Annotated in this window: 10 protein-coding genes; 1 reads left to right on the plus strand and 9 read right to left on the minus strand. The window is 71.6% G+C overall.

Annotation, left to right across the window (positions count from 1 at the left end; genetic code table 11):
• Nucleotides 1-197: 197 nt before the first annotated feature.
• Genes ccsB through F6W97_RS05575 form a run of 7 tightly spaced genes read right to left on the minus strand, consistent with a single transcriptional unit; the run spans nt 198 to nt 7,338 of the window.
• Nucleotides 198-1,190 (minus strand): c-type cytochrome biogenesis protein CcsB, encoded by a 993-nt coding sequence (gene ccsB / locus F6W97_RS05545; RefSeq protein WP_155369047.1) that lies wholly within the window; start codon nt 1,188-1,190, stop codon nt 198-200.
• Nucleotides 1,190-2,743 (minus strand): cytochrome c biogenesis protein ResB, encoded by a 1,554-nt coding sequence (gene resB / locus F6W97_RS05550; RefSeq protein WP_155369048.1) that lies wholly within the window; start codon nt 2,741-2,743, stop codon nt 1,190-1,192. Before resB ends, ccsB begins: the two co-directional genes overlap by 1 nt.
• 49 nt (nt 2,744-2,792) lie before the next feature.
• A complete protein-coding gene (locus tag F6W97_RS05555; RefSeq protein WP_155369049.1) occupies nt 2,793-3,572 on the minus strand; it encodes a cytochrome c biogenesis CcdA family protein in 780 nt (259 codons plus the stop codon).
• Between the two features lie 32 nt (nt 3,573-3,604).
• Nucleotides 3,605-4,171, minus strand: a complete 567-nt coding sequence (locus F6W97_RS05560; RefSeq protein ID WP_230686440.1) for a TlpA family protein disulfide reductase — start codon at nt 4,169-4,171, stop codon at nt 3,605-3,607.
• A gap of 8 nt (nt 4,172-4,179) precedes the next feature.
• Nucleotides 4,180-4,809, minus strand: a complete 630-nt coding sequence (locus F6W97_RS05565) for a histidine phosphatase family protein (protein ID WP_155369050.1) — start codon at nt 4,807-4,809, stop codon at nt 4,180-4,182.
• The gene (hemL, locus tag F6W97_RS05570) at nt 4,806-6,131 is read right to left on the minus strand and encodes a glutamate-1-semialdehyde 2,1-aminomutase (RefSeq protein WP_155369051.1); all 1,326 of its coding nucleotides are present in this window, start codon (nt 6,129-6,131) and stop codon (nt 4,806-4,808) included. The genes F6W97_RS05565 and hemL overlap by 4 nt, the downstream gene beginning before the upstream one ends.
• 10 nt (nt 6,132-6,141) lie before the next feature.
• Nucleotides 6,142-7,338, minus strand: a complete 1,197-nt coding sequence (locus tag F6W97_RS05575; protein WP_155369052.1) for an FAD-binding oxidoreductase — start codon at nt 7,336-7,338, stop codon at nt 6,142-6,144.
• A gap of 193 nt (nt 7,339-7,531) precedes the next feature.
• Here F6W97_RS05575 and F6W97_RS05580 point away from each other — a divergent pair, with 193 nt between their 5' ends.
• On the plus strand, nt 7,532-9,673 hold the full coding sequence (locus F6W97_RS05580) for a S9 family peptidase (protein WP_155369053.1): 2,142 nt from the start codon (nt 7,532-7,534) through the stop codon (nt 9,671-9,673).
• A 75-nt stretch (nt 9,674-9,748) separates the two neighbouring features.
• On the opposite strand, the gene F6W97_RS05585 is transcribed toward F6W97_RS05580, so the two are convergent.
• Together F6W97_RS05585 and F6W97_RS05590 are read right to left on the minus strand one after the other, a co-directional pair.
• Complete coding sequence (locus tag F6W97_RS05585; RefSeq protein ID WP_196278989.1) at nt 9,749-11,113, minus strand: DUF4407 domain-containing protein; 1,365 nt, start codon at nt 11,111-11,113, stop codon at nt 9,749-9,751.
• Nucleotides 11,082-12,074 carry a hypothetical protein gene (locus F6W97_RS05590; protein WP_155369055.1) on the minus strand — a complete coding sequence of 331 codons (993 nt, stop codon included), beginning with the start codon at nt 12,072-12,074 and terminating at the stop codon, nt 11,082-11,084. The genes F6W97_RS05585 and F6W97_RS05590 overlap by 32 nt, the downstream gene beginning before the upstream one ends.
• Nucleotides 12,075-12,093: the final 19 nt, after the last annotated feature.

Consider the following 12,093-nt stretch of genomic DNA (forward strand, 5'->3'; position numbering starts at 1 on the left):
TGTCGAAACCTGGGGTCAGACCGCAGGTTCCGACACGAAACAGCGATCAATACGCTTCCACCGCTGCGGCCACCCCGAAACCGCCCCCCACCTCGCCGCGTCCCAGCTCAGCGCGGCAGAGACGTTAGGAAGGGCACCTTCTATAACGCATAGCGTTAAGAAGGTGCCCTTCCTTCGGACCCAGGCTGGGACGCGGGTTACACGCCGCCGTAGGAGTGCAGGCCGGTGAAGAAGATGTTGACGCCGAACAGGTTCATCATCATCGTCAGGAAGCCGATGACGGCGATCCAGGCCGCGGTGGAGCGCTTGATGCTCGGGGTCGCCCGCGCGTGCAGGTAGCCGGCGTAGACGACCCAGGAGATGAACGCCCAGACCTCCTTCGGGTCCCAGCCCCAGTACCGGCCCCAGGCGACCTCGGCCCAGATCGCGCCCGCGGTCACGCCGAAGGTCCAGATCGGGAACGCGAAGGCGTGCAGCCGGAAGGAGAGCCGCTCGACGGCCTCGGCGTTGGCCAGGCGGCCGCCGAAGGCGTACAGGAAGCCGCGCTTGCCGTTGTCGTAGCCGGTCCGCACCAGGTACATGATCGAAGCCGCGCCGGCGATCATGAACAGGCTGGACGAGGTGATGACAGCACCGATGTGGATGCCGAACCAGTACGAGTCCAGCGCCGGGACCAGCGGCCCGACCGGCGTGTAGAGGATCATGCCGGCCACGCCGACGAGCAGCACCTCGAAGACCATCACGAACAGGCCCAGGTGGCGCACCTGCCGCTGGAAGAACAGCGTGCCCAGCCAGACCACGGTGCCCAGCAGCGTGATCGCCAGCACGAACTCGTACATGTTGCCGAACGGCAGCCGCTCGGCGGCGATGCCCCGGGTCACCACGGTGATCGCGTGTGCGACCACGCCGACTCCGGTGGCCAGGACCGCGGCGGGCCCGAGCCACGCGGCCTTGGAGCGGGCCTCGGCGGGGCCGTCCGGGGTGGTGACCGCCGGGGCGGCGTACGCGTGCGGGGCCTCGGTCACCACCGGCGCGCCCGCGCCGACCAGCTCACGGGCGGGAGCCGGGGCGGCGACCGCGTTCGCGATCCGGCCGCGGCTGCCGAACGCGTACTCGCCCGCGTGCAGCAGCATCGCGGCCAGGTACGAAAGCAGGGTGACGATCAGAAGACCGTCGGACAGTTCTGCCACTACCGTTGCCACCTCTCGACCAGGGAACGGAACTCGTCTTCGAAACCGGGGTACTCGGTGCGGGGCAGGCCGCCCGCCGCGGCGCTGCCGTCGGGGCGCAGCCGCAGCCAGACCCGGCGGCGCTTGCCGTACAGCGACAGCGGCAGGCCGACCAGCAGCAGGACCGCGCCGGTGAGCACGATCGGCTCGCCGGGGTCGTGCCGGATGGACACCGTGATCCACTGCCGGGTGCCGACGAACTCGAGCTTGCTGCCGTCTGCCAGCGTCCACGTCTCGCCGCGCCGCATCAGCTTCGGCTCGCCGTACTTCGTCAGCCGTCCGGCGTCGAGCTGGCGCTGGTCGAGGTCGTAGACCGAGCTCGGGATGCCCGCGTCCAGCCCCAGGTCACCGCGGTACGCGGTGAGCATGAGCGCGGGGTTGCGCTCCTCGGGGTGGTCCGAGCGCAGGTAGGGCGGGCCGTCACGGGTCGGCATGTACGTGCCGGAGAACGCCATCTGCTTGGTCTTGTCGCTGCCGTTGGCGTCCGGGAACGCGGCCACGCCCTCGCTGGTCAGCGTCGCGTCGGTGTACGGGAACGGCGCCACCGTCTCCTGGGTGACCCCGGCGGCGTCGGTGTAGCGCAGCACCGGGGCGTACCCGTGGCCGAGCAGGTACACGTTGGCCCCGGACAGGCGCAGCGGGTGGTTCACGCTGAACGTGTGCCGGCCCAGGTCGCCGTGCGCGGAGTCGGTGGCGGCGACGTCGGCGGCAAAGGAGATCGGCATGCCGTCCGGGCGGTACTCGGCGCGGAAGTCGAGCAGCTCCAGGCAGAAGTCGGGCAGGTCGCCCGCGCCGACCCGCGGGCCGAGCCCGAAGTCGTCGTACTGCTGCACCGTGTTGCAGAAGACCTGCTCCGGACCGGTGACGATGAGCCGGCCGGCGTGCCAGCCCCACAGCGAGCCGAGCCCGACACCGACCAGGATGACCAGCAGCGAGCTGTGGAACAGCAGGTTGCCGGCCTCTTTGAGGTAGCCCTTCTCGGCGGCGAGGGTGACCGTGCCGTCGGCGTGCTCGCGGCGTACGGTGCGCCAGCCGCGCAGCGCGGCCCTGGCTGCCGCCTCGTCGGTGACGGTGTCGAGCACCGCCGACTGCGGCAGCCGATCGAGGTGCTTGGGCGCGTCCGGCGGGGCGGAACGCAGCGCCTTCACGTGGTCGCGCAGGCGCGGGGCGATGCAGCCGATCAGCGAGGTGAACAGCAGCAGGTAGATCGCGGCGAACCAGGGCGAGGCGTACACGTCGAAGCCCCACAGCCGGTCCAGCACCGGCGCGAGGTCGGGGTTGGCGGCGTAGAAGCCCTGCACGTCCTCGACCTTGACCGAGCGCTGCGGCAGGACCGAGCCGGGGATCGCCGCGACGGCCAGCAGGAACAGCAGCATCAGCGCGGTGCGCATGCTGGTGAGCTGCCGCCATCCGTTGCGCGCCGCGGCCCATCCGGCCGCGACGATCCGGGGGGTACGCCGGCGTGGCGGCTCGCCCGTGGGCGGGTTCTCGACGGCGGCCTCGGTGACGCTCATGAGGCGGTCCCCGGGCCCGTCGCGAGGCGGCGAGTCGTGCTGCGCGCGGTCATATCGAGATCTCCCCGGCGCCGAAGGTGACCCGCAGCCAGATCACGAAGTCGCCCCACGCGCCCGTGATCAGGGCGAGGCCGACGAGGATCAGCAGCGCCCCGCCGAAGCGGGTGACCCAGCGCGAGTTGCGCCGGATGAAGCCGACCACACCGGTGAGCTTGCGCATGCCCAGGCCGAGCACCAGGAACGGGATGCCGATGCCCAGGCAGTAGGCCAGACCCAGCACCACGGCCCGGCCGGTGTCGCCGTACGCCCCGGCCAGCGCGCCGACCGCGGCGAGCGTCGGGGACAGGCACGGCACCCAGCTCAGCGCGAACACGGCGCCGAAGACCGGCGCGCCCCACAGCCCGGCCTGGGGCAGGCGCTGGATGCGCTTCTCGTTGTCCAGGCCTGGGATGACGCCGAGGAAGGCCAGGCCGAACAGCACGATCAGCGCGCCGATGCCGACCTGCAGCGCCCGCTCGTAGGTGAGCAGCAGGCGGCCGACCTGCGCCGCGACGATCGTGGTGGTCAGGAACACGGCGGCGAACCCGGCGATGAACAGCAGCACCCCGGCCAGCACCCGGCCGCGGCGGGCCCGGCCCAGGCCGGTGCGGTCGTCGCCCAGCGTGGCGTCGAGGTCCGCGCCGACCAGGCCGGTCACGTACGACAGGTAGCCGGGCACCAGCGGCAGCACGCACGGCGACAGGAAGCTGGCCAGCCCGGCGAGCGCGGCGACGGCGACGGCCAGCACCAGCGGGCCGCCGTTGACCACGGCGGCGAAGTCCTCACCCATCAGCGGTCCTCACGCATCAGCAGGCACCGTCATCAGCCGGCCTGCTCGGCGGCGATCTCGCGCACGATCGGGCCCAGCTCGGCGGCGTTGGTCGCCTTGCGCAGCACGGCGGCGACCCGGCCCTGCCGGTCGATGATCAGCGTGGAGGGGGTGGACACCGGGGGCACGTCGACGAAGCGCAGCGACAGCCGGCCGCCCGGGTCGAAGATGCTGGGGTACGAATTGCGGGCGGCCACGAACGCCTTGGCCTTGTCGCGGTCGTCGCGGTTGTTGACGCCGAGGAACACCACGCCCGAGGCGGCGGTGTCCTTGGCGGTCTGCTCCAGGTCGGCGGCTTCCAGCCGGCAGGGCGCGCACCAGCTCGCCCAGAAGTTGACGACCACCACGCTGCCCCGCTGGGCCGCCATGTCGTACGCGCTGCCGTCGAGCAGCTCGCCGGTGACCGCGGGGGCCGCCTTGCGCTCGGCCGGCGGGAAGCGCAGCACGTCACCGACAGCGGGCGGTTTCTCGTCGTCGCCGCAGGCCGCCAGCGCGGTCGTGGCCAGCCCGGCCACGGCGAGCGCCAGCACGGCGCGGCGGGTGCGGGGGCGTGATGTCACGCGCCCCATCATGCCCCGCGCCCGGCTCCGGTCCCCAGGTGGGCTGCCGGCTCGGAGTATGTGATCTGCGCCAACTGATCACCTTCGAAGACGAACGAGGTGAGGCTGGCCAGCCCGCACTCGCGGCGGCGCGGGTCGTGCCACAGCCGCCTGCCCTCCATGGCCATGCGCAGCGTCCAGATCGGAAGCTGGTGCGACACGCATACCGCCTCGTGCCCGCGGGCGTGCTCGCGGGCGGCGTCCAGGGCCATGATCATGCGGGCCGCGATCAGCCGGTACGGCTCGCCCCAGCTGGGGGTCATCGGGTTGCGCAGCACCCACCAGTGGCGCGGATCACGCAGTGCGCCGTCGCCGACGCCGACCCGCATGCCCTCGAAGTAGTTGCCGCTCTCGATCAGGTTCGGGTCGAGGTGCACGTCGAGCCCGAGCTGCTCGCCGAACGGCTGGGCGGTCTGCTGGGCCCGCTCCAGCGGGCTCGACACCAGGTAGGTGACATCCCGGTCGGCCAGCGCCGTGGCGGCCGCCTTCGCCATCTGCTGGCCCAGACCGCTGAGCTGGAAGCCGGGCAGCCGCCCGTACAAGATCTTGGCGGGGTTCTGCACCTCTCCATGCCGGAGTAGGTGGACGATCGTCCTCATCGCTGAACTGCCGCCGCCGCCCTGGCCGCGCCCGGCAGGGCGGCGGCGATGTGTTCGAGGGCCTCGTCACCGATCGCGCCCGAGACGAACCACGACTCGAAGGCGCTCGGCGGCAGGTAGACCCCCTGCGACAGCATGCTGTGGAAGAACGCCTTGAACGCGGCGGTGTCCTGGCGACGGGCGTCGTCGTAGTCGCGCACCTCGGCGTCGGTGAAGAAGATCGAGAACATGCTGCCCGCGGTGGCGAGCCGGTGCGGCACGCCCGCCTCGGCCAGCGCCTTCGTGGCCAGCTCGCCGATGGTCGCGGCAGTGGCGTCCAGCTTGGCGTACAGCGCGTCGTCGGCCAGCCGCAGCGTGGCCAGGCCGGCGGCGCAGGCCAGCGGGTTACCGGACAGGGTGCCCGCCTGGTAGACCGGGCCGGCCGGGGCCAGCCTCGACATCACGTCGGCGCGCCCACCGAACGCCGCGGCGGGCAGGCCACCGCCCATGACCTTGCCGAACGTCCACAGGTCGGCGTCGACGGGGTCGAGGCCCTGCCAGCCGCCGCGCGACACCCGGAAGCCGGTCATCACCTCGTCCATGATGAGCAGCGCGCCGTGCCGGTGCGCGATCTCGGCCAGGCCCGCGTTGTAGCCGGGCAGCGGCGCGACCACGCCCATGTTGCCCGCGGCGGCCTCGGTGATGATCGCGGCGATGTCCGCGCCGTGCGTCTCGAACGCCTGCGCCACCGCGTCGAGGTCGTTGTACTTGAGCACGATGGTCTCGGACGCGCCCGCACCGGTGACCCCGGGCGAGTCGGGCAGCGCCAGGGTCGCGACGCCGGAGCCGGCCGCGGCCAGCAGCGCGTCGACATGCCCGTGGTAGCAGCCCGCAAATTTGATGATCTTCGTCCGCCCGGTGAATCCGCGGGCCAGCCGGATCGCCGACATGGTCGCCTCGGTGCCCGAGTTGACCAGCCGGACCTGCTCGGCGGCGGTGCGCGAGACCAGTTCCTCGGCCAGGTCGACCTCACCCGGGGTGGGCGTGCCGAAGCTGGTGCCCCGCGCGGCGGCGGCCTGGATGGCGCCGACGACCTCGGGATGGGCGTGGCCGAGCAGCAGTGGGCCCCACGAGCAGACGAGGTCCACGTAGCGGCGGCCGTCCGCGTCGAAGAGCCAGGGGCCCTCGCCGCGAACCATGAAGCGCGGGGTGCCACCGACGGCGCGGAACGCCCGTACGGGCGAGTTCACACCGCCTGGCACGATCGCCGCCGCCCGGTCGAAAAGCTCCTGGGAGGCGGGTGCGTCTGCCGGATAACCCACCGGCTCGTTGAAGTCGATCACAGCGTACGAATTATGGCACGCGGTACGGCGCGAGCAGCCCACGCAGGTGCGGTGGGGCGGCCTGCACCACAGCGGAGCCGCTGCGTGCCAGCAGCACCTCCCGCAACGTCTCCAGCACCGACACCAGCCGCCCCGCGGGCAGCTCGCCGGGCACCGCGGCCCAGGCCTGCCCGACGCCGATGCTGCCGCGCACCGGCACCGGCGACCCGATCGCGTCGACCAGCGTGTAGCAGACCGAGTGCAGGTCGCCCTCGGGCGCATACAGCCGCACCGCGACCTCGTCGGGGCGGAACGGGTACTTGCCCCACCACAGCGGGGCCTGCGTGGTCAGGTAGGCGTGCCCGCCGAGGCGGCGCACCAGCAGGCGGCCGCGGTCGGCCAGGCTGACCGCCGAGCCCTCCAGCAGCACCGCCATCACCCCGGTGGCGTCGCGCCGCCCGCCGGCCTGCGGGGTGCGGCGCACCCCCGGCATGTCCAGCTCGATCGCGGCCGGGGCCAGGTTGGCGGCCAGCACGTCGTCGCGCAGCGTGGCCACCTGCAGCGGCTGCAGCACCGGGCAGACCACCCAGGCCGCGGCGGGAGCCAGCGGGTAGGTCCGCAGCGTCACCTCGACGATCAGGCTGGCCGGGTGCAGCCCGCCGGGATGCGTCCAGCGCAGGTCGAAGATGCTGGAGCCGAGCAGCCGGGCACGGTCGGCCACGGTCGTCACGGTGCCGTCGGGCAGCACCACCGTCGCGTCCACCACCTGCACCGCGGGCGGCCCGTAGAGGTGCGTCAGCGGACCGAACTCGGCCGCCGCCAGCACCCCGCCGAACGTCGCGCGCGCCGACGGCGGGTCCAGTGCCAGTCGGCGTCCCGCGCGGGCGAGCACGTCCTGTGCCGCCGCGACCCCCGCGCCCGCGCCGACGGTGAGCTGCTCGGAGCTGGGGTCGTAGCGCAGCGAGGCCAGGTCGGAGAGGTCGACCAGCAGGTCGACCACCGGCGGCGGGTCCAGCCAGCCGGCCTTCGACCCGCAGCCGCGCGGCAGCACGGTCAGGCCCAGCTCGTGGGCCCGGCGCATCAGGGCGGCGGCCTCGGCGAGGTCGCGCGGTGCGGCGACCCAGCGCACCAGCGCGCCGTCGACCGCGTCCAGCACACCCGCCGGGCGCACGGGACAGCCCAGACGCATCCCGTCCAGCTCGGATTCCTCACGCACCGGTGCCGTCATCCCTCGCTCCAACCGAATGGAAGGTGCCGCTCCTGACAGTTCACCCCGCGCAGGGCGGGCTGGCGACACGTGAGACGGAAATCTTCACGCAGCGCACAAAGCTCATTCGTACGTATGTTCGATACTAGTCATCCGCCACCGTTCCGGCAATCACCGCTGCCCCGCCACCCGCCCTGCCGGTAGCGTTACCGTCATGACTTCCGATCTCCCCACCGGGCCGGCCACGGCCCCCGTCGCACCGCGGATCGCCAGCACTCGCAGCCATCACGGCGACGACGTCATCGACGAGTACGCCTGGCTGGAGACGAAGGACGACCCTGCGGTCACCGCGTACCTGGAGGCGGAGAACGCCTGGACCGAGCACGCCACCGCGCACCTGGCCGGGCTGCGCGAGACGCTGTTCGGCGAGATCAAGGGCCGCACCCAGGAGACCGACCTGTCGGTGCCGGTCCGCAAGGGCGCCTACTGGTACTACGCCCGCACCGAGGCCGGCAAGCAGTACGGCATCCAGTGCCGCCGCCCGGTCGCGCCCGGCGAGACCGCCCCACCGGCCCCGGGCGACGGCGCCGCCCCGGCCGACGAGGAGATCCTGCTCGACGGGAACGAGCTGGCCGCCGGGCACGACTTCTTCGCGCTGGGCACGCTCGACGTGAGCCCGGACGGGCGGCTGCTGGCCTACTCCACCGACCACACCGGCGAGGAGCGCTTCACGCTCCAGGTCAAGGACCTGGCCACCGGCCAGATCCTGCCCGACCGGATCGAGGGGGCGTTCTACGGCAGCGCCTGGTCGGTGGACGGCACGCAGCTGTTCTACCTGACCGTGGACGAGGCCTGGCGCCCGCACCAGGTGTGGCGGCACGCGGTCGGCTCGACCGGCGACGACACGCTGGTGCTGGAGGAGGCGGACGAGCGCTTCTGGATCGGCGTCGAGCTGACCCGCTCGCAGCGCTTCATCCAGATCGACATCCACAGCAAGATCACCAGCGAGGTCTGGCTGATCCCGGCCGACGCGCCCACCACCGCGCCGACCGTGGTCACGCCGCGCGTGCAGGGCCTGGAGTACTCCGTCGAGCCGCAGGGCGACCGGCTGCTCATCCTGCACAACCGCGACGCCGAGGACTTCACGCTCGCCCAGGCCCCGGTGTCCGACCCGGCCGACTGGCAGGAGCTGATCGGCCACACCCACGGGGTACGCCTGGAGGGCGTGGACGCGTTCGCCGACATGTACGTGGTGTCACTGCGCCAGGAAGGCCTCACCGGCCTGCGCCTGTTCCCGACCGCGGGCGAGCCGACGTCGAAGCCGCGGGACATCACCTTCCCGGAGCCGCTCTACACGGTCGGGCTGTCCGGCAACCCCGACTACCAGACCGCCCAGCTGCGCCTGTCCTACACCTCGATGGTCACCCCGGACTCGGTCTTCGACTACGTGGTGGCCACCGGCGAGCTGCTGCTGCGCAAGCGCAAGCCCGTGCTGCCCGGCCCGGACGGCGAGCCGTTCGACCCGGCCCGCTACTCCCAGCATCGGGTGTGGGCGACTGCCGACGACAACACCGGCGTGCCGATCTCGCTGGTCTGCAAGGCGGGCACGCCTGTCGACGGCAGCGCGCCGCTGGTGCTCTACGGGTACGGCTCGTACGAGTCGAGCATGGACCCGTGGTTCTCCATCCCGCGGCTGTCCCTGCTCGACCGGGGCGTGGTCTTCGCGGTCGCGCACGTGCGCGGCGGCGGTGAGCTGGGCCGGCACTGGTACGACGACGGCAAGCTGCTGGCCAAGCGCAACACGTTCACCGACTTCGTGGCGTGCGCCCGGCACCTGGCCAAGAGCGGCTGGACCAGCTCCGACCGCATCATCGCGCGCGGCGGCTCGGCCGGCGGCCTGCTGATGGGCGCGGTCGCCAACATCGCCCCGGAGGCGTTCGCGGGCATCGTGGCGCAGGTGCCGTTCGTCGACCCGCTGTCGTCGATCCTCGACCCGTCGCTGCCGCTGACCGTCACCGAATGGGAGGAGTGGGGCAACCCCCTCGAATCCCCCGAGGTGTACGCCTACATGAAGGCGTACTCGCCGTACGAGAACGTCGCCGACCTGGAGTACCCGCCGATCCTCGCGGTGACCAGCCTGAACGACACCCGCGTGCGCTACAGCGAGCCGGCCAAGTGGGTCGCGGCCCTGCGGCACACCGCCCCACGCGGCGAGTACCTGCTCAAGACCGAGATGGGGGCCGGTCACGGCGGCCCGTCGGGGCGCTACGACGCCTGGAAGGAAGAGGCGTTCGTGGCGGCGTGGATCCTGGACCGGGTCGGCCTGGCGGGCCTGCGACAGGACCCGGCGGCCTAGCCTGAACACGGCGTGACGCAGGGGCGTGTCCGGTCCGGACACGCCCCTGCCATGACAACGTGTGCCCCGGGGCCGCTACGATGCCGCCTCCGCACGAGCCCGCTTCTCGTACGCCTTGGCCAGGTTGTCCACCGCGTCGGCGTAACGGATGCTGAGATCCGCCTCCCGCTCGCGCTCGGCCAGCGTGTGCTCCTCGCGATCGAGCTGGTCCTCGACCTCACGCCCGCGCCGGGACTTCTCGATGCCCCCGATGTGCGTGCTGACCGCCTCGTCGAGCTCGGCTTCGACCAACCGGTCGTACGCGGTGCGGCTGTTCGCCATCTTCAGCAGCACCGGCGAGCAGTCCACGGCGATGAACAGCAGCCGGACCATGAGGATGCCCCACCACAGTGCGGAGTTCTCGTCGCCCAGGACATGCAGTGCCTGCATCCGCTCCAGCAGCCCGATCGGGGCGTCTACCTGGACCTCCTTGGCGAGCCGAGCCTTGATCTCCGCCGTCCGTGCGTTCTCGAGGGCGGCGCGGGCGTCGGTGAGATCTCCCTCCATCACTGCGATGTCGGCTTTCATCTCGGCCAGCCTGGTCGTGTTGGCCACCAGGGGATACTGCGCGGCGAAGTCGTCCGCTTCCTGGGTCAGCCGCTCGCAGCGCGGCCCTTCACCTCGCCTGCCGGTGAGTCCCGGCCCTGAGGTCCCGACGCACTCCGCATTCGCCTTCACCTGCCGCTGCTGGTGTTTGGCGTTGAAGTCGTCGATCGACTTCTGCAGGCCGGCCGCGTCCTCACGCAATGCCGTCAGCTCGTCAGACTGCTTACGCGGGTCGCCGAGTGACATCTTCTCCTTGGCCGAGCAGTCATTCGGCACCGTCGCACCAGGCACGGTCAGATCAGGGTTGCACGCGGTGAGCCGACCCTCGAAGGTCGCCAGATGGTCGGCACGGTCCGCCCGCACGTTCTCGATGATCTTCGTCTCGAAGATCCGCATCACCAGCGGTTCGGCGATGACGACGCCGAACAGGACAGCCAGCACGACCCGCGTCGCCACCAGCCAGAACTTCGGCCAGCCGCGGGTGGGGCGGCTGGCGACCAGCCACCGGTCGAGGTTCAGGATGAACAGGAACCAGATGAGAACCGGCACCACGATCCCGAGGTGCGCGATGCCGACCGCCTGATTGACGGCGAACCACATCGAGAACGCCGCGATGGTGGCGGTGCCGAGGATCACCCCGCCGAGCGCCGCGTACCAGGTCCGCTCGTAGTGGACCTGGTCGAGCAGCTTCTCGTTCACGCCGGCCAGGTACCGCAGCCACCTGCCGACCGTGCTGAGGTCGACGGGCTCCGGCCGCCGGCGCGCTTCCGGTCCCGGCCAGGGACGGACCGGCCGCGGCGCCTGGTCGGCGTCGGCGTACCGCCTATTCTGCGAGACGATCTTCGTCGGGGACAAAGCGCGCCTCCTTCGCGTCGATCGCGGGGCCGGCAGCGGCGACCTTGTCGGCCCCGCTGGTGTCGACGCCTTCGGCGAGCGTCAGCGTCTCGATGCCGGCCACCCGGTTGGAGAGCGCGTCCACAAGCCGCCGGCCGTCGACCGGGATTCGGTCGAGCTGGCCGTTCTTCTCGAGTAGTTTCAGCAGCTCCAGGATGTTCGCATCACGGGTCCGGCGGTCGGCGTACGCGCCCTCGACGATCTGGGCGAGGTTCATCTTGTCCCGCACGGTTGCCAGCGCCGCCGCGTACTCAGGCTGGCCCAGGTACGCCGCGAGCCGCTGGATCTCGGAGTCCTCGTGCTGCGACAGCGCGCCCGAGATCTCGGCCGCCCACACGGTGTCCCGCATCTTGGTGTGATGGCTGCGCAGAGTGTCCGGTGTGAGCACCTCAACCGAAGTCAGCTGGACCGACATGCCAGGAATCTCGAGCTGCCTGACCTCGCAGAAGGCACGGACTCGGGCGTCGGCGCGCACCCGCATCTCGTTGATGTCGTTGATGGACACCGACGTGCCCAGCTTCTGCATGCCGACGTCCCGGCGCAGGAAGTTCACCAGCTGCGCGGGGACGTCACGCAGGCCCCGTTCGGCGACGGTCGTCGGGGAGGTCACCTCGCACCAGAACCAGCTCCTGACGGTGAAGTCGTCTGCGGCGCTCGCCGAGGGAATGGCCAGGTCGGCGGCAATCTCCAGGGGGCGTGTCTGCACCACGCTCACGGACATCGCATCGACCAGGTCGCCCTCGGTCCCCCTCAGATGGGCGCCGTCCTGGTAGAGCTTGTACCGCTGACCCACCTGGAACACGTAGACGCTGCCCGGCGGGCGGGCGGGAAGGTCGGACAGCCGCCGCTTGGCCGGCCGGAAAAGGCGGCTCTCGGCACGGCCCAGGGATCTCTCCTCGAGCACGGGAAACTGAACGGACATTGTTTGCTGTCTCCTGATT

The sequence above is a fragment of the Catellatospora vulcania genome (assembly GCF_009720385.1).
In the GTDB taxonomy this organism is placed as follows: domain Bacteria; phylum Actinomycetota; class Actinomycetes; order Mycobacteriales; family Micromonosporaceae; genus Catellatospora; species Catellatospora vulcania.